Source organism: Radiobacillus kanasensis, from assembly GCF_021049245.1.
Classification (GTDB): domain Bacteria; phylum Bacillota; class Bacilli; order Bacillales; family Amphibacillaceae; genus Radiobacillus; species Radiobacillus kanasensis.
Genome location: NZ_CP088020.1, coordinates 2,873,935 through 2,894,149 on the forward strand (window position 1 = coordinate 2,873,935; position 20,215 = coordinate 2,894,149).

The 20,215-nt window shown below is 40.4% G+C and carries 20 protein-coding genes; 6 read left to right on the top strand and 14 right to left on the bottom strand.

Annotated elements, in window-relative coordinates; translation table 11 throughout:
* Positions 1-241 precede the first annotated feature (241 nt).
* Both trxB and KO561_RS15050 read right to left on the bottom strand, forming a co-directional pair.
* Positions 242-1,192 (bottom strand): thioredoxin-disulfide reductase, encoded by a 951-nt coding sequence (gene trxB, locus KO561_RS15045; RefSeq protein ID WP_231094088.1) that lies wholly within the window; start codon positions 1,190-1,192, stop codon positions 242-244.
* Between the two features lie 79 nt (positions 1,193-1,271).
* Complete coding sequence (locus KO561_RS15050) at positions 1,272-2,288, bottom strand: tetratricopeptide repeat protein (RefSeq protein WP_331000795.1); 1,017 nt, start codon at positions 2,286-2,288, stop codon at positions 1,272-1,274.
* Positions 2,289-2,484: 196 nt separating this feature from the next.
* On the opposite strand from KO561_RS15050, the gene KO561_RS15055 reads away from it, so the two are divergent.
* The gene (locus KO561_RS15055; protein ID WP_231094089.1) at positions 2,485-3,405 is read left to right on the top strand and encodes a ketopantoate reductase family protein; all 921 of its coding nucleotides are present in this window, start codon (positions 2,485-2,487) and stop codon (positions 3,403-3,405) included.
* 31 nt (positions 3,406-3,436) lie between these two features.
* Here the strand turns inward: KO561_RS15055 and KO561_RS15060 are convergent, their stop codons facing one another.
* From KO561_RS15060 to KO561_RS15085, 6 genes are all read right to left on the bottom strand, one after another.
* On the bottom strand, positions 3,437-3,967 hold the full coding sequence (locus KO561_RS15060; RefSeq protein WP_231094090.1) for an acyltransferase: 531 nt from the start codon (positions 3,965-3,967) through the stop codon (positions 3,437-3,439).
* Positions 3,968-3,971: 4 nt separating this feature from the next.
* Complete coding sequence (ppaX, locus tag KO561_RS15065; protein WP_231094091.1) at positions 3,972-4,610, bottom strand: pyrophosphatase PpaX; 639 nt, start codon at positions 4,608-4,610, stop codon at positions 3,972-3,974.
* On the bottom strand, positions 4,585-5,544 hold the full coding sequence (locus tag KO561_RS15070; protein WP_231094092.1) for a nucleoside recognition domain-containing protein: 960 nt from the start codon (positions 5,542-5,544) through the stop codon (positions 4,585-4,587). Before KO561_RS15070 ends, ppaX begins: the two co-directional genes overlap by 26 nt.
* Positions 5,545-5,556: 12 nt before the next feature.
* Positions 5,557-6,387, bottom strand: a complete 831-nt coding sequence (gene lgt, locus KO561_RS15075; RefSeq protein ID WP_231094093.1) for a prolipoprotein diacylglyceryl transferase — start codon at positions 6,385-6,387, stop codon at positions 5,557-5,559.
* Positions 6,388-6,399: 12 nt separating this feature from the next.
* Positions 6,400-7,335: an HPr(Ser) kinase/phosphatase gene (gene hprK / locus KO561_RS15080; protein ID WP_231094094.1), complete on the bottom strand. Its 936-nt coding sequence runs from the start codon at positions 7,333-7,335 to the stop codon at positions 6,400-6,402.
* A gap of 109 nt (positions 7,336-7,444) precedes the next feature.
* Positions 7,445-8,056, bottom strand: a complete 612-nt coding sequence (locus tag KO561_RS15085; protein WP_231094095.1) for a hypothetical protein — start codon at positions 8,054-8,056, stop codon at positions 7,445-7,447.
* A gap of 102 nt (positions 8,057-8,158) precedes the next feature.
* Here KO561_RS15085 and KO561_RS15090 point away from each other — a divergent pair, with 102 nt between their 5' ends.
* Both KO561_RS15090 and KO561_RS15095 read left to right on the top strand, forming a co-directional pair.
* Positions 8,159-8,836, top strand: a complete 678-nt coding sequence (locus KO561_RS15090; RefSeq protein ID WP_231094096.1) for a hypothetical protein — start codon at positions 8,159-8,161, stop codon at positions 8,834-8,836.
* Positions 8,833-10,095: an efflux RND transporter periplasmic adaptor subunit gene (locus tag KO561_RS15095; RefSeq protein ID WP_231094097.1), complete on the top strand. Its 1,263-nt coding sequence runs from the start codon at positions 8,833-8,835 to the stop codon at positions 10,093-10,095. The genes KO561_RS15090 and KO561_RS15095 overlap by 4 nt, the downstream gene beginning before the upstream one ends.
* 709 nt (positions 10,096-10,804) lie before the next feature.
* Here KO561_RS15095 and KO561_RS15100 read toward each other — a convergent pair.
* The 6 genes from KO561_RS15100 to uvrB form a co-directional block, all read right to left on the bottom strand.
* Entirely contained in the window at positions 10,805-11,014 is a 210-nt protein-coding gene (locus KO561_RS15100) for a PspC domain-containing protein (RefSeq protein ID WP_231094098.1), read from the bottom strand.
* A complete protein-coding gene (locus KO561_RS15105; protein ID WP_231094099.1) occupies positions 11,011-12,108 on the bottom strand; it encodes a DUF4097 family beta strand repeat-containing protein in 1,098 nt (365 codons plus the stop codon). The genes KO561_RS15100 and KO561_RS15105 overlap by 4 nt, the downstream gene beginning before the upstream one ends.
* A gap of 68 nt (positions 12,109-12,176) precedes the next feature.
* Positions 12,177-12,842 (bottom strand): bacillithiol biosynthesis deacetylase BshB2, encoded by a 666-nt coding sequence (gene bshB2 / locus KO561_RS15110; protein ID WP_231094100.1) that lies wholly within the window; start codon positions 12,840-12,842, stop codon positions 12,177-12,179.
* Between the two features lie 18 nt (positions 12,843-12,860).
* Positions 12,861-13,214: a YojF family protein gene (locus KO561_RS15115; RefSeq protein WP_231094101.1), complete on the bottom strand. Its 354-nt coding sequence runs from the start codon at positions 13,212-13,214 to the stop codon at positions 12,861-12,863.
* A gap of 137 nt (positions 13,215-13,351) precedes the next feature.
* Positions 13,352-16,222: an excinuclease ABC subunit UvrA gene (uvrA, locus tag KO561_RS15120; protein ID WP_231094102.1), complete on the bottom strand. Its 2,871-nt coding sequence runs from the start codon at positions 16,220-16,222 to the stop codon at positions 13,352-13,354.
* Between the two features lie 5 nt (positions 16,223-16,227).
* A complete protein-coding gene (uvrB, locus tag KO561_RS15125; protein WP_231094103.1) occupies positions 16,228-18,210 on the bottom strand; it encodes an excinuclease ABC subunit UvrB in 1,983 nt (660 codons plus the stop codon).
* Positions 18,211-18,506: 296 nt separating this feature from the next.
* On the opposite strand from uvrB, the gene KO561_RS15130 reads away from it, so the two are divergent.
* The 3 genes from KO561_RS15130 (at position 18,507) to KO561_RS15140 (ending at position 20,041) form a co-directional block, all read left to right on the top strand.
* A complete protein-coding gene (locus KO561_RS15130) occupies positions 18,507-19,238 on the top strand; it encodes a FixH family protein (protein WP_231097183.1) in 732 nt (243 codons plus the stop codon).
* A gap of 153 nt (positions 19,239-19,391) precedes the next feature.
* Complete coding sequence (locus KO561_RS15135) at positions 19,392-19,643, top strand: AbrB/MazE/SpoVT family DNA-binding domain-containing protein (protein WP_231094104.1); 252 nt, start codon at positions 19,392-19,394, stop codon at positions 19,641-19,643.
* Positions 19,640-20,041, top strand: a complete 402-nt coding sequence (locus KO561_RS15140; RefSeq protein WP_231094105.1) for a type II toxin-antitoxin system death-on-curing family toxin — start codon at positions 19,640-19,642, stop codon at positions 20,039-20,041. The genes KO561_RS15135 and KO561_RS15140 overlap by 4 nt, the downstream gene beginning before the upstream one ends.
* The last annotated feature ends 174 nt before the right edge of the window (positions 20,042-20,215 follow it).

Here is a 20,215-nt window from a genome sequence, read left to right on the forward strand (position 1 = left end):
AGATAATTTATCTTTAAAAGGGGGTCAATTAGTTAAGTTCATTGTAACCCATAATTGTTTCGTGCATGTTACAGCAGAGTTAAAAAGCATTTACGTTCGTTTTTTTTATGGCTCTTTAGCTTTCTTTGTTACTTTCTGGCGTCGCAGTTGACATACACTATACTTTCTACCGGTGTCTCCGTGTATGTCAACTACTAAACACGAAAATTTCAATGCTTAAAGTAACTTGGAATACTGCCTATTAATTTTTCACTTTGATTTCATCTAAAAGGTGTTCGACGAACGCTTGAGCAGCCTGAGCAGCGATACTCCCGTCACCTGTAGCTGTTACGATTTGGCGCAGTTCTTTATGACGAATATCTCCAGCGGCAAATACGCCAGGTACACTTGTTTCCATGTTTTCATTCGTAGGAATGTAACCTTCCTCATTCGTAATGCCTAATGATTTAAATGGTTCACTTAATGGAACCATTCCGACATAGATAAAGACACCTTGTGCTTCTTTATCGTACACTTCACCTGTCTTTTTGTTTTTCAGAGTCACACTAGATACTTTGTTGTCTTCTCCATTAATCGTTTCTACAACTGTATCCCAAACAAAATCAATTTTTTCATTATCGAACGCACGTTGTTGTAAGATTTTTTGTGCACGTAATTCATCCCGGCGGTGAACAATTGTCACCTTGCTTGCGAAACGTGTTAAATAAACACCTTCCTCAACGGCTGAATCTCCCCCACCTACGACAATTAGTTCGCGTTCTTTAAAGAAAGCACCATCACAAACTGCACAGTAAGAAACACCGCGACCACTGTACTCTTCTTCACCAGGCACTCCAACTTTTTTGTATTGCGCACCTGTTGTGATGATTAAAGCTCTCGTTTTATATTCTTTTTTTCCTGCGATAACCGTTTTATATTCCTTACCATCAATGACTTCTTTAATATCACCGTAGGCATATTCCGCACCGAATTTTTTAGAGTGCTCAAACATTTTTGTAGATAAGTCCGGTCCAAGAATGTGGTCATAACCAGGATAGTTTTCTACATCCTCGGTATTCGCCATTTGGCCACCCGGAATTCCGCGTTCTAGCATTAACGTATCTAAATCTGCACGAGACGTATAGACGGCTGCAGTCATTCCTGCAGGTCCAGCCCCTGCAATAATTACATCGTATATTTTATCTTCGGCCATGAATCATCAGCCCCTTTACTAATTTCACCCATATTATGCTACGAATAAGTCTTTTGGTCTACTATTATGCTCATTACTATTATTCAGCTTCCCACGGCTTTTTGTTTTTATCCAAAAAATTGAATCGCTTGCAAGCTTCTGCCCAAAGCGTATTTGCCCTTGCCACTTCGCCACAATGGTAGGCCGCAACACTATACCATTTATAATACGATACATGACCTTGCAACTGTGATTTAGATAAGGTTCTAAAGCGATTGTATGCATCTTGGTACTGTTCCGTACGGGCTAATGTGTAGGCAATCCGTAATTTTTGTTGTTCGTGGATTGGAAACACATTTAAAATCGCCTCTATATGCTGTTGGGCCATTTCCTTTTGATCACTTTCATAATAGAACATCGCTAAATTAGTATGACAATATAAAGACTGTGGATTTTCTGTTAGCCAAGCATTTTCGAGACGAAACGCTTCCCCTGGATCCCCCTCAAAAAACTTTGCAAAGCTATATTCGTGCTTTGCGGATACGTGTGTCGGGAATAAAGCCATTAGCTCTTCTAAGAGTGGGATGGCAATGTCCCATTCTTCTCTTTCCAAATGATAAAAGGCCGTCTCTTGATAGATTAAGAGTTCATCTTCTTCCTCATAGGCCCATTCATCGTCCTCTTCATCTTCCTCATCCAAGTCCATGAGATCTAATAGCGTTTCCGCTTCTTCTTTAAAATCACCATCTACGTTTTTTTCCAAGTAGGTTTCCGCAAACCGTTTCGCGTCTTGGAACAAACCTAAATGGGCATAGTTATTTGCCATTAAATAATAACAATCTATATAATGATCCCCATGCTCGGAGACGACTTCCGTTAAAATTTGATTTGCCTTATGAAAATGTCCAATTTCTGTGTACACGATGGATAACTGGCACTGGTATAAAGCTTCACTCGGCGTTTGATCAATGGCTTTTTTCAACCATTTTATTGCCATGTCAAATTTCCTTTTCTGAAAGGCCTCTACTCCTTTCGTAAAGTAGAAATCGCCTTCTGGAATGAAAGGGATGACCTTATCTCTGTGCATGTTTTCTGTAATTACCGTTGAAGTATTCACGGTCTCCCCTCCTTCTTACTTTACCTACTATTGGTACGTATCGTTTGAAGTATATCACATTTATTTTTTTAATTATATAGTCAGACATTCAATATAACGTATATTTAACCGAAAGCCCAGTGAAGCCATTTTGTTTGCCTTTCCTATGAATGCTACTCCATACTTATAGTACATAACATCCAAAGGGGGAGTTTCTTTGAACATTGTTGTATTAGGAGCTGGTGCTCTAGGTGCTTATTTTGGAGCTCGCTGGCAAGAAGCTGGGCAGAATGTGACCTATTTGGTTCGTTCAAGAAGAGCGAAACAGCTTCGCGAGCATGGTTTACATATCCAAAGTGTACAAGGGGATTATGAAGTAAATACCCCAAAAATCGTGGAGCAGCCAGAGGACATTGATTCAGCTGATCTTGTTCTACTTGCAGTAAAAGGGTATCACCTTCCTTCCACCTATCCAGCATTGGACGTACTCGTAGAAAAAGGAGCAAAAATTCTACCCATTCTAAACGGGAATGAGCATTTTGACGTTTTACAAGAACGATATGGCGTAGAGAAAGTTCTCGGTGGATTAGCATTTATCATAGCTACTCTGAACGAAAATGGCCATGTAGTTCATACAAGTAAAGCACATGATATGGTTTTCGGTGCGCTACACCCGAGTCAAACGGAACTTTGTGAACAGTTACAACAGATTTCAGAACCAGCGAATTTCTCCAATACTTACAGTGACAACATCCAAGAAGCTATTTGGAATAAATATATGTTTATTCACGCCTTTTCCGGAATCACGACTGCTAGTAACCTTTCTATAGGAGAGATTTGGGAGCAAACGGAAACCTTAAATATTGCTTACAAATTGTTGGAAGAAATGAAAGAACTTGCGAACGCATCTGGAGTCTCGATTACGACGAAGCATGTGGAGGCTGCCTCTGAAAACTTACACAAGTTCCACCCAGAAGCTACTTCGTCCATGCACCAAGACCGTCGAAAAGGATTGCCTCTAGAAGTAGAACACATCCATGGTGGAGCACTTCGCCAAGCCAAGAAGGTTGGGCTAACTCTTCCTTATACGGAAACGATTTACGGGCTCATTAAGCCATTTGATGGGAAAAATAACTAGAAAAACGAAGGAGCAATGTGCTCCTTCGTTTTTACATATCCTGTAGAAACGTATCTTCTTTTATCCGCTTATCCATCTCTTCTTTTGAATAAATCACTTTCATCGGATTTCCTCCCACAAAAGTTCCCGCAGGGACATCCTTATGAACAAGTGCACCTGCTGACACGATTGCACCGTCGCCTATTGTGACCCCAGGTAGGATGGTTGTATTCGCACCGATCATGACATTATTCCCGATTGTAACCGGACCAAGACGATATTCCTTAATCAAATATTCATGGGCAAGAATCGTTGTGTTATATCCAATTACGGTATTCGTACCAACCGTGATTTTCTCCGGATACATGACATCAACCATTACCATTAAGGCAAAAGCTGTTTGCTCCCCAACCTTCATCCGTAGGAACGTACGATACAACCAATTTTTCACCGATAGAAAAGGTGTGTAGCGAGCGATTTGAATGACAACAAAATTCTTAACCACTTTCAAAAATGGAACCGTCTTATAAACATGCCATAGCGAATTATTCCCTTTTACCCGATAACGTTCGGTTTGGCGCATAACGTCACGCTCCTACAATCTGTAACAGATCCTTCATTTCCTCTAACATAAAGTCTGGTTTATAAGCTTCGAGTGAGGCTCTCCCTTTAACAGCCCAGGCAACTCCTGCTGTTTTAGTCCCAGCATTTTTACCAGCTTCCACATCATGATAGTTATCTCCGACCATAATCGTTTGTGAGGCCGAAGCACCTAGTTTCGCTAAAGCTTTAACAATAGGTTCTGGATGTGGCTTCGCATGTTGAACATCATCCAATCCAATTAGAACATCAAAGTAAGAATCAATTCCTGTTAGCTTCAAACCTTTCCAAGCCGTCGCATTTATTTTCGTTGTGACGATCCCAAGTTGAAGACCCTTTTCCTTTAGTTCCTTAAGAGTATCTGCAACAGTTGGATAGATGACAACATAGTCATCATGATTCGCTAAGTTATGCTCTCGATAGGTTGTAAACATAGCATCCACTTCGTTCGGGTTTACCAGTTCAAAACTATCTTTAAGTGGTGGCCCAATAAAATTCAGGATTTCTTCACGCGAATACTCGCGATCAGCATGCTGACTTAACGTGTGTTGAAAAGAAGCAATGATTAGTTCGTTCGTATCAATTAAAGTTCCGTCTAGATCAAAGAGAATGGTAGTTATGTCCATGTGCGGGTTCCTTTCCAGGTGTAGATTCATACTTTTTCCATACCCAAGCGATAAGGGCTGTTAATAAAATGGCCGTTGCTAATCGAATCAATAACAGAGGTAAGACTGGAATACCTAACGGGATAAAGACTAAGGTGTCCTCCACGACCGCGTGACAGGAGACCAGAAAAATAAGCGCCAAGGTCATATCTTTTCTGGATACCCCATCTTCTTTCACCGCTTGTATCATGAGGCCAGCACCATAAGCCAACCCTAATGTTAAGCCAGCTGCTAACGTCATCGATGTGTTTTTATTCATCCCTAGAAACTTTGTAAAGGGGGCGAGCTGCTTCGACATTTTTTCCATCCAGCCAAGTTCACGGAAAAACTGCATCGCAACCATTAACGGAATGACGATTAAAGCTAACTGTACGACACCCATGAATGCTGTTTGTATGGCTTCTGTCCCAATAGCAAACCAGCCTTCTGGCACAGATTCCCCTTTTGAAATAAAGCCATACTGCGCCGCTTCACTTCCACCTTTCCAAAACAAGTTAATGAGGGAAGCCGATACAAGGGCCAATAAAATTCGAACACCGACAACGATCCACCACTTCACCCCAACCTTGCTCGCAACTGTTGATTCGATAATCAGGTTATGACAAAACGATAGCATAATCGCCATGATAAATACTTCTTTTACGGAGAATTCAAACGAGACAATTGCTCCAATCCCTGCATATAGATTCAGCAAGTTTCCAATAACGATTGGAACAGCTGCTTCTCCTGATAATCCAATTAGCTTCATAAACGGTGTTAAAAAATCAATAATCCACTGAAGAACGGGTGTATGCTCTAAGATGGATACGATGAGCGTAACAGGAAAGATTACTTTACCTAATGTCCAAGTTAAATCTAAGCCCGCCTTCAGTCCTCTTTTCCATATATGACTCAATCCAGTATCCTCCTACCCTACTTTTTTGCCATTATATTTTTTATTAGCTAATCCTGTTTTACGACGATACACAATAAGCACAATGCCAAGAACAATTAGGACAATGGAAATCAATTGTGCCGTTCTTAATTGACCGACGACGTATAAGCTATCGGTACGCATTCCTTCAATAAAGTACCTTCCGACAGAGTAAGCCATCATGTAACTAATATATACTTCTCCTCGTCTAGGATTCTTGCGACGGAACCATAATAAAAATCCGAGTACGAGAATGTTCCATACGGACTCATACAAGAATGTCGGATGATACATGACACCATCGATACACATTTGATTCGTTATAAAATCAGGTAAATACTGCATGAAATTTTGATAATATGCCTCACTAACAGGACCACCATGCGCTTCCTGGTTCATGAAGTTTCCCCATCTTCCAATAGCTTGCCCAAGGATAAGACTCGGTGCTGCAATATCAGCCAACTGCCAAAAGGACATTTTTTTAACACGGGCAAATATAATAGCTGTGAGGACAGAGCCGATTAGGGCACCATGGATGGCAATTCCTCCATTCCATATTTCGAATACATCCCACCACGTGCCACCTTCATATTGCTCCCATTCAAAAATAACGTAATAAATGCGGGCGAAAATGATAGCAACAGGTATAGCAAATACAACTAAATCGATAAATACATCTTTTTTCAATCCTAAGCGGTCGGATTCTCTTGTGGCGAGCCAAAGCCCTAAAAAGGCCCCAGTCGCAATAATAACCCCATACCAATAAACGGTGAAGGGCCCTAATTCCAAGAAAACCCGACTTAGTGATGGTGCACTACAAGTCACATGTATTCCCTCCTAATCGAAATGACCTTTTTCTTGTTCAATCATACTCGTTAATCTTTCGGAAAATTCCTCCGCTGCATTGACACCCATTCGTTTCAATCGGAAGTTCATGGCAGCCACTTCGATAATGACAGCCAAGTTTCTACCAGGACGAACCGGCAACGTAGATTTCGGAATATTGACATCCATGATCTTGACGGTTTCTTCCTCAAGTCCAAGACGATCGTATTGCTTCTTTTGATCCCATAGCTCTAAATTGATAATAAAGGATATCTTTTTGTGGCTTCGAACAGATCCGGCACCAAACAGCGTCATGACATTGATAATTCCAAGCCCACGAATTTCTAATAAATGCTCGATAAGTGGTGGAGAATTTCCTATTAATCTGTCATAGTCTTCCTGGCGAATTTCTACACTGTCATCGGCAACGAGACGATGTCCACGCTTCACGAGTTCTAGAGCTGTTTCACTTTTACCGACTCCACTTTTGCCGGTAATGAGTACCCCAATGCCATATATATCTACAAGAACACCGTGAATAGCTGTAAACGGAGCAAATCTCGCTTCTAAATAATTCGTTAAACGGCTCGTTACGCGCGTTGTTTTATGTGGGGAACGCATTAACGGTACGCCAGAAGCATTTGCCTCTTCGAGTAATGACTCTGGCACATCCATTCCTCTCGTGATTACAATACCAGGCGTGATATCCGTGCACAATTTATTCGCACGATTTTTCTGTTCCTCAGGTTTTAACTCATTAAAGTAAGTGAGCTCCGTCTTCCCTAACAGCTGCAAACGATCCTTTGGGTAATATTTAAAGTAACCAGTCATTTCAATCCCTGGTCGTGAAATATCACTTTTATAGATTTCTCTATGTACGCCGTCTTTTCCAGCGATGAGTTTTAAGTTAAAATTATCTAGTAAATCCTGTGTACGAACTTTGACCATGTTTCTACCTCCATCTTAGGCTACGCTGTACATTACTGCTACCTATTGTAGCATGTTTAGCAAGGACTAGCATAATTGCTATTCATTCTTTACAAACACCTAATATGATCTATTCCTCTCCATCCCTAACCCTCTGAAAATAACGCTCTTCATCATCCTGGTACAGTGGGGAATTTCGGTCATAGGTTGGATCGGTCTCATATTCTCCTTCTATAATCTTTCGTTCATGCTCCGCTTGACCCAAGTCTAGCCACATTCCTAATTCTCCCATCTGTGGAGACGGATAAGAAGGTGCAGTGCTTTTGGGAGTCTGCGGACGGACAGGACGAATTTCTTTTGGTTTGGATTCCATTCTGAGTCGTTTGTTTTCTTCGACAAGTGTCTGAATCTTCGTATTTGCCATTCTCAATTCTTGCTCAAGTTCATTCACTCTTTGCTGTAGCTGAGCTAATACATTCGCCTTAAAGGATTCTTGCTGTACTTTTCGCCTAATCTGTTCTTGTTTTCTTTGCTCTTCTTTACGTTCAGATTGTTCCTTAAGAATCTGTCGCGATTTTGAAGTTAGCGCAAATAAATGAGGAGCTACTTCGATTAACCACTTTTGCTCCTTTAACTTGCTCGTTTCGACTAAAAATTCTTCCGGAGACCAATTCAGTGCTTGCAGTATTTCTTTCTTTTGCATCGAGCCATTTCTATGTAGTAAATGTACGAGTTTATTCATGTTGTTTCTCCTTTTTCGAATTTCTTTCCACATTAATTCCCTATTTTCTCCAAATTACGATAGAATAGGAATACGGAAACTATTACAAAGGGGATTGCACGTATGTACCGAATAAGACCAATCCGAAATTTATTTCAACCAACTATAAGTCTCTTTCAATTACAAAAAGCAGAAACAGTTACAAACATTGCTCAAAGCTATTTTTTAACCTGGTTTCTAACTTTTTTAATCCTAGTTACAGGTAGCTATTTCGGGATTGGAGCAGAATCCATATCCGGACTAGTCGTTTCTCAATCCAGTACGATATTTGAATCTAGTAAACTATTTTTTCTCATCGGCCGAATAGTGCTGAGCTTTCTATACCCGATCCTATTTGTCTTTTTAGGGGCATGGTTCTTTTCTCTAATTTTTCGTTTCCCCTATAAAAAGGCGGTTGCGATTCAATTTAGTATCTTTATCCTGCACCTCGTTGAAAAAGGAATTACGTATGTTATTTACGTTTTATTTGACCTAAATCAAGTAAGTAATCCTTTTTCATTTGGAGTGCTAAGTCAATTATACATAGAAATACCGTATTGGAATCACTTTTTTGCCTCGATCACACTGTTTCAGATTGTTTTCATCGGAATTTTGTATTTTCTACTACGACAAATAGTGGACAAGCCAAAGTTACTCGTGTTCTTTACTGTTCTTTTCTTTTATTTAGTGCTTTGGTCTTTAACAGCTCTCTTAGCAAATCTAGAAATCTCAGAAGTTCTTAAAGGAGGACTGCTACCATGAAAAAGTGGATCATACTAATCCTCCTACTCCTATCTATCGGGTTGATTGGAGTAAACAGTTACTTCATCGCTAAAAAGGGAGATGCCATCGAAAGAACGGTTTACGTGGAAGAATGGATACGGGCAAATACTGGTGACGTTGTGAAAAGCTTTTCGACGGATGGGGTGGTAGTCTCTTCCGCGAAACAGGATGTCTTTTTTGAACAAGAAAACAAAGAATTTTTACAGTTTCTCGTTCAAGTAGGAGATGAGGTAGAAGCAGGTACTCCATTATTCGAATATCGTGTACCGGAGCAGGAACAATTTCAAGCTTCCTTAGAAGCGGAAATCACGCAGAGAGAAGGAGAAATAACTAGTATCGAAGACTATATTGATTCCCTCCGCAGCTACCAAGTCCGACTCCCAGACTCCGATGTGGAGCTCGAGGACCGCGATTATGAAGTAGAAGAAAAGCTTAATATTGTAGGAGAGAAAGTGACCTCAGACATGATCTCCAGTGCCATTACACAGGAAATTTTCAAAAAACAACTCGAACTCGATCAATTAGAGGGAGAGATAGAAAGATATGAGGAACAGCTTAACAACCTTGATACAGAGGAAGACCAAGCGGTTTTGACGGAAGAAGCGCAAGTAGCTGGAACCGTTATTCAAGTAGAAAAGAGCTTAACCAACCCAGTTATAACAATTGCTACGAATGAACTGGCAATCGAAGGAAAACTAACAAATGAGCAATTACAAAAAGTAGAAGTAGGCATGGACGTTCGAGCATCGGTTCAAGGGGTAAAAGATATCATGGAAACGACCTTAGAAAATGTGGAGGATTACCCGATAGAAGAACCAACGATTGGGGAAAGTAGTTTTTACCGTTATCAGGTTGCCATTACGGACCCTTCCGAATCATTAGTTGTCGGTGCAAACGCAAAAGTATCCATCCTTACGGAACAAGCAAATCAGGTTACGACAATTAAGGATAAGTCAGTAGTAAAAGAAGCAAAACCATTCGTTTATCACTTAACAGCATCCAATAAAATTGTCCGTCAACCTGTTCAAACAGGACTATTTTCCAAAGGCAAAACAGAAGTAGTCAATGGATTGAAACCAAAAGACGTTGTGGTTACGAATCCATACGCTGTTTCAATCGACAAAAAAAGTCTCTTTACTACGAAGATGAAATTAGAAGAATTTCGACCAACCTCCTTCTTACAATATTCCAAAAGGGAGTGGTTGGAGTTGGTATTAATGGGCTTGTTAGAAAAATAATGAGGCTGGGATTAAAAGTGGTTTAATCCTAAAAAATCCGAACTATAATTCGAAAATTAATTAAAATTCGAATCAGTTCGGATTTTTCTTTTAGGGTCTTTTGAATTTTATTGATAATAAAATATAGACTACGACATAACTGCTATGTTGATTTCCGCTGCGGGCAGTCGCTTTCCGTGGGCACGGCTTCAGCCTCCTCGCTCGCAAGGATCGCTCACTGTGGGGTCTTCACCTCGTGCTGTTCCCACAGGAGTCGACTGCCCTCCACTCCAATCAACATGCCGTAAATAGTGGACAAAGAATAGTATCCGAATGTAATTTCTAATTTTAATATAAGTAAATAAAGTGAAAAATCTTAAATAGTTATGAACAACCTCTAAGTAATAGAACGCAAGAAAAAGCAATTCATTGTCTTTGGACTAAAGATTTTGAATAAGTTCTTTTCCTTACTCCTAGCTGCAAAAATTCAGTAATTTTGAAAATAATAACTTAGCGAAAGCAGAATACGGAGACTCCTGCGGGAACAGCGCGAGCCGAAGATCCCGCAGGAAGCGGGTTTCTTCCGAGGAAGCTGAGGCCGTGCCCGCGGAAAGCGAAGTATTCTGCTGTAGCGGCAGCTAATAGCCTCATCTAAAACGGGTTATGTCGCATTTTATATCAACTATGAAGAAAGATCCAACCATTAAAAGTTAAGGTTCTAAGCTTCTTTTTATGTTGCACTGTGGAAAGGATCGTCTTCATTAGGGATAATAAAAATGGCTACGATATAAATACAAAACAAAGGGACAAAGACGGTAAGAAACAATAATACGACAAAGACAAGTCTTACTAAGGTTGCGTCTATACCAAAGTATTCCGCAATCCCTCCTAATACGCCAGAAAAAATTCTATTTTTTCTTGTACGAAGTAGCTTCTTCACATAATTTCCTCCTCATCCTTTGGAATTACCCAAATAGAACCAGTTTTTGTATCTCCTTCGATAAACAATGGGTTTTCTTCTTGCTCTAGTACCTCGAAACGCAACAGCTTATTCATGACATCCTGTTTGTCCTCTATAATATCTGCTTGCTTGAGCTTACAGCGGATTTTTCCTAGTTTCGTCGTTAGCTTTCCATCGATTCGCTTAGATTCAGCAAGGTAGATTCGAAGATTACCTGTGGTCGATTTGAAATGACCGGACTGAGCCTCTTCCCCGTTGTACACACATTCAATACTTCCACTAACACTTTGTGCATGTACTTGTTGGAAGTAGCCCTCGAGCTTAATAGCCCCGTTTATCGTTTCTACGTCTACCCGTTTTCCATTACTATGGATGAGTTGTATCGGACCATTTCCTGTTTCCATTTTCCAATCTTCAGCTGATCCATTTTCTATATGAATCGTTCCATTCGAGGTTTTTATCGTCCCATTGACAACCTCCAGATACCCTATATTCACGTCGCCATTGAAAAGTCGGATATCCAACGATTGAAATAATCGATTCGGTACTTTTACAACAACATTCGTTTTCACTTGTTTGGAGGTACTTTCAAGTTGCAAGCGATTATTCTCTATTTCAAATTGTGTTTCTCTTAAAAATTTCTGTCTTGCTTCTGATTGATTTTGGACTTGATATACCTTTGCCTCGCACTCTACTCGAACATTAGGTTCATTCCAAGCAGAGAGTTGAACATGACCGTTGGCAATTCCAATACGGATATCTTCAAAGGCAACGGCATCCATATAAAAAATATGCGAAACGGGGTATGCTGTACCAAAATTGAAATCAAGGTCGACGTCTTTAATTTTTTGTACCGCATCCTCCAAGAAATGAAGGATCTTTTTGGAAGTATGTCGAGCTTGATTTGCATATTGTTTTTTATGTCCTTCTGACTCCCAATCCACTTTTGTCGTTAAGGCATTGGTTTGTTTAGACTCCGCTTCTTTTAATGTATCAAACAGCTCCTCCGCTTCCTCCACACTAATTAAACCATCATCTAACATTGCTAAAATCCGCTTCCGTTCTTCGTTCAAAACTAGAACACCCCCATAGTCAGAATATGCAAAGCCTCATGATTGTGAATATTCTTCCTATGAGAATTCTAGGAGAACTTCCATGTGTAGAATTGCTCAGAACCAAGTCTTTCTTTAGCAATCGCCTCTAAATCATCGTTTGGCATATTGTTATTCATACCGCCCAGAACACCTTGGGCTTGAGATTCGTGAGCTAAAATAGTTGCCATTTTCTTTTGGAAGAAAGGCGTTATATCCTGTACAATATCAGGACTTCCCAATTCTTCTTGATGGGTTCGGCTGATGGCTTGCGCCCAAACGGTCGGTCGTATGGATGTATCCATCCGTTTCACCGCTTCAATAGCTGCCGCCCCTAACGCATTATGATCTGGATGAACCGCGTGGTCTGGATAATGAGTAATAACCAGACTCGGTTCAATTTCCTCTAATATAGACTTTAAATGCTCCGCAATTTCATCACGAGATTCGAATTCAATCGTCTTATCTCGATACCCGAGCATCCTTAATTCAATATCAAGAACTTGGCAAGCTGCCACAAGCTCTTTCTTTCTAAACTCCGGTAATGTCTCTCGATTCGCAAAGGTTGGGTTTCCCATATTTCTACCCATCTCCCCTAAAGTTCCACATAAATAAGTCACCGGAACCCCTTCATGACGGAACTTAGCAATGGTTCCTGATGCACCAAACGCTTCATCATCGGGATGAGGATATATCACAACAACATGTTTTTCCATGTCTTTCACACTCCTAACTTAATAGTTAAATGGGGTCTCACTAATTTGTAGCGCAACCATTAAACGACCCTCGCGGTCATGACCAGCCATAAGTAATCGTTTTTTTTCGTCTACTTCCCAGCTGGACAGTCCCTCTGCATACACCCAACCTATATCCGTTTTCAAGCCGACACGATAGGCGGTTTCGGTTCCAACTATTCTCGCTTGTTTATAGATAAGTTTGGCATTTCGAATAAAGGCACCAACATTGTAAGCTTGATCATCAAAATGACTAGCATAAGCCCCATTCGTTGTTTCCAAATGTACATAAACTTGTTTATTTAAAAAGGAATCTAATTTGTCTTGTACCTGTTCGGTAACGATTGCTTCCATTCCATTCATCCCTTTCTTACGTATCTCATTTAACCTTACCCAAATTTTGAAAATGCGTCAAAAAATTAATGCCGGAAATAAGCCAAAAGACTGCTATCTCATAAGAAAAGATAGCAGTCTGCTTGAGAATTCTTGTTTTATTTTACAGCTTCCTTTTCCTTAATCATACTCTCCATACGAGTACGATCTCGTTCTAGGATAGGTTTCAAATATTTTCCGGTGTAAGAGCCTTCAGCTTCAGCGACTTCTTCCGGTGTCCCAGTAGCAACAATTTGCCCACCCTTATCGCCACCTTCTGGACCAAGGTCAATAATATGGTCGGCGGCCTTGATGACATCTAGGTTATGCTCAATAATAACGACCGTATCGCCATTTTCCACAAGCTTTTGGAGGACTACGAGCAAGCGAGATATATCATCTACATGCAATCCTGTTGTTGGCTCATCTAGAATGTAAAGCGTTTTACCATTGGAACGTTTATGCAACTCACTAGCGAGCTTCACCCGCTGCGCTTCCCCACCGGACAATGTAGTAGCTGGTTGTCCTAAGCGAACATAACCAAGTCCAACATCTACAATGGTCTGTAGCTTCCGTTTTATTTTAGGAATATTAGCAAAGAAATCTAACGCTTCTTCAATCGTTAAATCTAGAACGTCTGCGATGCTCTTCCCTTTATATTTTACTTCTAACGTTTCACGATTATATCGTTTGCCATGACAGACCTCGCATGGAACATAAACGTCTGGAAGGAAATGCATCTCAATTTTTAATATTCCATCTCCACGACAGGCTTCACAGCGCCCACCTTTTACGTTGAAGCTAAAACGACCTTTCTTATACCCTCTTACCTTCGCTTCATTCGTTTGTGCATAGACATCTCTAATATCATCAAAGGCACCTGTATAAGTGGCCGGATTAGATCTCGGTGTTCGCCCAATCGGCGATTGATCAATATCAATTACTTTTTCTAAATGTTTAATCCCTTTAATCTTTTTATGTTTTCCTGGCTTTTGCTTACTTCTTTGAAGCTGCATCGCTAATGACTTATGCAAGATTTCATTAATTAAGGTACTTTTCCCTGAACCGGATACTCCGGTGATCGTTGTTAACAAGCCTATTGGGATTTTGACATTGACATTCTTTAAATTATTTTCTTCCGCATCGACAACCTCAACGAACTTTTTAGAAGGCTTACGACGTTCAATTGGGAGCGGAATAAATTTTTTACCAGATAGGTACTCCCCTGTTAGAGATTTCTTGTTATTCATGACTTGTTTCGGTGTTCCGCTGGCGACAATCTCTCCACCATGTTCACCTGCACCTGGACCAATATCAATTAACCAATCTGCTGCCAGCATCGTATCTTCGTCGTGTTCTACGACGATTAAGGTATTTCCTAAGTCTCGCATTCTTTGCAGCGTTCCAATTAGCCTATCATTATCTCGTTGGTGAAGTCCGATTGACGGCTCATCAAGCACATAAAGAACTCCTGTCAAAGCAGAACCAATTTGAGTAGCTAGACGGATTCGCTGCGCTTCCCCACCGGACAACGTTCCAGCAGTACGTGATAAAGTTAAATAGTCTAATCCAACATTGGTTAAGAATAAAAGACGATCATTGATCTCTTTTAAAATCATGTTGGCAATCTTACGTTCTTTTTCTGTCAGATTTAGCCCATTGAAAAACGCAAGCGATTCCGATACAGAAAGTTCCGTTACCTTTCCAACATGACTTCCATTGATAAGAACGGCCATCGTTTCTTGCTTTAAGCGATATCCATCACACTTCGGACAAGGCTTTTCTGCCATATACTTTTCCATTTGTTCGCGGATGAAGTCAGAAGAAGTTTCCTTATATCTTCGGGCAATATTGGCGATAACCCCTTCAAACATAATGTCATTTTCACGAATAGCTCCAAAGTCATTCTCATAGCGGAAGAAGATTTTCTCTTTCCCACTACCATAAAGAATACGATCCATCTGGTCCTTCGGAAGATTTTTCACTGGGACATCCATATCAATGCCGTAATGGGTGCAAACACTTTCTAAGAGTTTCGGATAGTACTGTGAACTTGTCGGCTCCCAGGCGACGATTGCCCCTTGACGTAACGTTAAGTCCCAATCTGGGATCACTAAATCTAAGTCGACCTCAAGTTGTGAACCCAGTCCATCACAACGTTCGCAAGCACCGAACGGACTGTTAAAGGAGAACAATCTCGGTTCAAGTTCCCCAATAGAGAACCCACAAATAGGGCATGCATGATGCTCGCTAAATAATAGTTCTTCTTCCCCAATCACATCCACGATGATTTTCCCCTCTCCTAAACGAAGAGCGGATTCGATGGAATCGGAAAGTCGAGTCGCAATCCCTTCTTTTACAACAACGCGGTCCACGACCACTTCAATCGAATGCTTTTTATTTTTTTCAAGTTTAATCTCATCGGTTACTTCCATCATTTCTCCGTCCACACGGATTCGAACGTAACCCTCTTTCTTTAAATTCTCTAATACTTTCACATGTTCGCCTTTACGTCCAGAAATGACAGGCGCTAGTATTTGCATCTTAGTGCGCTCTGGATATTCCATGATTCGATCAACCATTTGCTGAACCGTTTGTGACGCAATCTCTACTCCATGATTCGGACAGGTTGGTCTACCAATCCTCGCATACAGTAAGCGCAAATAATCATAAATTTCCGTTACAGTCCCTACGGTTGAACGAGGATTTCGACTCGTCGTTTTTTGGTCAATCGATATAGCAGGAGATAAACCTTCAATCGTATCCACATCTGGTTTATCCATTTGTCCGAGGAACTGTCTCGCATAGGCAGACAACGATTCTACATACCTTCTTTGACCTTCTGCGTAGATGGTGTCAAACGCTAACGATGACTTTCCGGATCCAGACAAACCCGTTAAAACGACGAGCTTGTCTTTCGGAATTTCAACATCAATATTTTTTAAATTATGTGCTCTTGCACCCAACACTACAATCGATTTTTTAGCCATCTTGGTCACCCTTCCGCTTTCAGTTCCAATACAAGATCACGAAGCTCGGCAGCTTTCTCGAAATTGAGATCCCGAGCCGCTTGCTTCATTTCCTTTTCCATTTTCTCGATTAACTTGTCTTTTTCTTTCTTGGTCATCTTGGCAACACTTGGTTTTGACTCTTTGTACTCTTCTGTATCCTCAGCAGCCATCGTCGCACGGATGACATCACGAACTTTCTTCTGTATCGTTTGAGGCGTAATGCCATGTTCTTTGTTATAAGCCATTTGTATTTCCCGACGACGCTGGGTTTCCCCGATAGCTTTTTGCATCGAATCGGTCATCTTATCGGCATACATGATAACTTTCCCATTTTCATTACGAGCAGCTCGTCCCATCGTTTGAATGAGAGAACGCTCGGAACGGAGAAAGCCTTCTTTATCCGCATCTAAAATAGTAACTAACGATACTTCCGGAATATCCAATCCCTCTCTAAGCAAATTGATTCCGACTAGGACATCATATTTTCCAACACGAAGATCCCGAATGACCTCGATTCGTTCCAATGTTTTAATTTCGGAATGTAAGTAGGCTACCTTTATGCCAACCTCTTTCAAGTAATCTGTTAAGTCTTCAGACATCTTTTTCGTTAAGGTCGTAACCAGGACACGCTCATTTTGGTCCACCCGTTTATTTATTTCTCCGATCAAGTTATCAATCTGTCCCTCGATTGGACGGATTTCTACTTCTGGATCCAAGAGTCCCGTTGGTCGGATAATTTGTTCGATCATCTTCGGTGTATGCTCTATTTCATACGGACCAGGAGTTGCGGAAACATAGACCATTTGCTTTGCCTTTTGCTCGAATTCCTCAAACCGCAATGGGCGGTTATCCATAGCGGAAGGCAGACGGAAGCCGTGATCAACAAGGACCTGTTTCCGCGCTTGGTCCCCATTATACATACCCCTGACTTGTGGAAGGGTAACGTGCGATTCATCAATGACGATGACGAAATCATCTGGAAAGTAATCCAATAATGTATATGGAGTTGCTCCCGCCTCACGGAACGTTAAATGTCTGGAGTAGTTCTCGATTCCGGAGCAAAAGCCCATTTCATTCATCATTTCTAAATCATAGTTCGTCCGTTGCTCTATACGTTGCGCTTCTAACAATTTGTTTTGGTCTCGTAATTCCTTTAATCGTTCCTGCAATTCTTGTTCAATATTTTTGATCGCAACTTTTAATTTTTCTTCACGAGTGACGAAGTGAGATGCTGGGAAAATGGCAATATGTTCTCTGTCACCAATGATTTCCCCTGTTAGGGCATCTACTTCTCGAATCCGGTCGATTTCATCTCCGAAAAATTCCACACGGACACAATGCTCTTCACGAGAAGCTGGAATAATCTCTACTGAATCTCCACGAACACGGAAGGTCCCACGTTGAAAATCAATATCGTTCCGCGCATATTGTATGTCCACTAGGTTACGTAGAAGCTCATTTCGATCCTTTTCCATTCCTAGACGTAAAGAAAGAACTTGACTTCTATATTCCTCCGGGGAACCTAAACCGTAAATACAGGATACACTGGCTACTACTAACACATCGTTTCTTTCAAACAGGGAAGAAGTGGCTGAGTGTCGTAGTTTATCAATTTCATCGTTGATGCTCGCATCTTTTTCAATGAAGGTATCCGTCTGTGGAACATACGCTTCTGGTTGATAGTAATCATAGTAGCTGACGAAATATTCTACAGCATTGTCCGGAAAAAACTCTTTAAATTCACTGTATAGCTGACCCGCTAAGGTCTTGTTATGGGCAATCACTAAGGTCGGGCGATTAATTTCTTTTACCATATTGGATACAGTAAAGGTTTTACCCGTTCCTGTTGCACCGAGAAGTGTTTGATGACGCTGACCGCTTCTAATCCCCTCTACTAGTTTTTCAATGGCAACTGGCTGATCTCCTTGCGGTTGATATTGTGATACTAAAGAAAACTGTTCCGACACGATGCAACCTCCGTTCCTTTATTCTAAAGTTAGTTTACCACAAACTACTAAAAAATCTACAAAAAAGAGAACAAATATTCGTGTTTTTAAAATTTATATCTTTTGTCATAGACTATCACGTTTTTTATGTAAATTTTAGTGAACTGTTTGGTCCGAATTTTCACAAAATCTACACATCCCATTCATTGTTATTTCACCATTTTTATGGCTATACTTTTAGTAGCTTACATAAAAATGAAATTTCATTAGTTCATTCTATTAGAATTGGCTTATTAGAAAGGAAGTAAAACTGTTTGATGAAAAAAATTCTAGTACTAATACTATTTGTTTTGGTTTTGAGTGCTTGTAGCGAAAACCAATCTGAAACTACGGACGATACTTCTGAAGTAGAAATGATAGATGCCAGCTTGCAAGTTCCTGAGGAAGGAATGACAGGGGAAGAAATTTCCTTACAAGTAAAAGTAACACAAGGGGAAGAAGTCGTAACAGATGCTGAAGAGGTTGTATTTGAAATCTGGCCAGCCGAAAACAAAGAAGAAAGTACAAAAGTAACTGCTTCTTTACAAGATGAAGCGTATGTCGCTACTTATACGTTCGGTACGGCAGGAACGTATTCCGTCCAGTCCCATGTTACTGCCCGTGGGCTGCATACCATGCCAATTAAAGAGATTTCCATAATGGGTAGCGATAGTATGGAAGAATCCGCCCCTGAAGAAGGTCATGATCACGCTTCCGAGGAAAGCAGTCCTGTTACACTAGAACTGACCGAAAGCGAGTATAAGGCAAATGAGGAAGCTACAATCATAGTAGAAGCTTTGCAAGGAGAAGAGCACATTACAGGTGCAAAGGTGTCTTTAGAAATTGCTACACCTGATCATGAAAAGCATGTTTGGCTGGACTTAGAGGAAAAGGATAATGGTTATCAAGGAAGCTATACGTTCTCTAAAACTGGGCAAGCTACCGTAACGATTCACTATATGAATGGTGACGCCCATGATCATAATGAAGTGCAGATTACAATTAACTGACATTAAATTAGCGAAACGCTTGGAAAAATTTCCAAGCGTTTTTAGTTATAGATATTATTACCTTACTGCTACTTACCTTAGAAATCGATCATGTAATAGTATCTGTTATTCATGTTATAATTGTTATAACATGAATAACAGAGGTGTAAAGTTATGGGACAATTCGAGAGAAAAATTACGAAAGTTGGAAATAGTTTTGGAATCACCCTACCTACTGAACTTCTTAATCAAGTTGGTTTAGCTCATGGAGATGATGTGCATGTTGAAGTCAAGGATGGTAAAATCCTACTACGAAAAAAAGAGCAGATAAAACTTCCTGATGGTGTAGATGCTGAATTCATGGACATTCTAAATGATGTCATTAGAGAACATGACAAAGCATTCAAAGGATTAGTAGATAGATGATAGACGAAGTTACCTACTTAACTACAAACCAAGTTATCGCTATTAACACCATTCAAATTCGTCTTTACTCTCCTGAAGAGCCAACAGGAGTAAAAGAACCAAGCTTACTTGACTCCGCTATTAACAGACCAAAACAATCAGTGTTTGGTAAAGATGCCTATCCTTCTGTTCACGAAAAAGCAACTGCCCTCTTTGAATCAATTGCAAAGAACCACGCATTCCATAATGCGAATAAACGAACCGCACTTGCCTCACTAATTGTTTTCTTGAAAGTAAACCATTATAGATGGACGATGGGAATAGAAGAGGAACAGGACTTTACCGTTGATGTTGTAAATCATAAATACACATTTGATGAAATTGTAACAGTAATAAAAAATCATACTAGAAGATTATAGGTTCATTCTCGCTTGTGAAGGACGGGTTCTTTGTGTATAAAATAAAATTCGTTCATTGAATGAGATCGCATTCGACTTTTACTAGCAAAAGTATGTAATTATCAATCAGATTCCTCTTCTGCCTAAATCATAAGTTAGAGGCCAAATCATTAATACGATTTGGCCTCTAACTCG

Bases quoted from the DNA above. Each gene is read 5' to 3' on its own strand.
- KO561_RS15135 (WP_231094104.1), top strand. From the start codon at position 19,392: ATGGGACAATTCGAGAGAAAAATTACGAAAGTTGGAAATAGTTTTGGA.
- trxB (WP_231094088.1), bottom strand. From the start codon at position 1,192: ATGGCCGAAGATAAAATATACGATGTAATTATTGCAGGGGCTGGACCT.
- KO561_RS15060 (WP_231094090.1), bottom strand. From the start codon at position 3,967: ATGCGCCAAACCGAACGTTATCGGGTAAAAGGGAATAATTCGCTATGG.
- KO561_RS15090 (WP_231094096.1), top strand. From the start codon at position 8,159: ATGTACCGAATAAGACCAATCCGAAATTTATTTCAACCAACTATAAGT.
- KO561_RS15130 (WP_231097183.1), top strand. From the start codon at position 18,507: ATGAAAAAAATTCTAGTACTAATACTATTTGTTTTGGTTTTGAGTGCT.
- hprK (WP_231094094.1), bottom strand. From the start codon at position 7,335: ATGGTCAAAGTTCGTACACAGGATTTACTAGATAATTTTAACTTAAAA.
- bshB2 (WP_231094100.1), bottom strand. From the start codon at position 12,842: ATGGAAAAACATGTTGTTGTGATATATCCTCATCCCGATGATGAAGCG.
- KO561_RS15115 (WP_231094101.1), bottom strand. From the start codon at position 13,214: ATGGAAGCAATCGTTACCGAACAGGTACAAGACAAATTAGATTCCTTT.
- KO561_RS15140 (WP_231094105.1), top strand. From the start codon at position 19,640: ATGATAGACGAAGTTACCTACTTAACTACAAACCAAGTTATCGCTATT.
- KO561_RS15085 (WP_231094095.1), bottom strand. From the start codon at position 8,056: ATGAATAAACTCGTACATTTACTACATAGAAATGGCTCGATGCAAAAG.
- KO561_RS15095 (WP_231094097.1), top strand. From the start codon at position 8,833: ATGAAAAAGTGGATCATACTAATCCTCCTACTCCTATCTATCGGGTTG.
- uvrA (WP_231094102.1), bottom strand. From the start codon at position 16,222: ATGGCTAAAAAATCGATTGTAGTGTTGGGTGCAAGAGCACATAATTTA.
- ppaX (WP_231094091.1), bottom strand. From the start codon at position 4,610: ATGGACATAACTACCATTCTCTTTGATCTAGACGGAACTTTAATTGAT.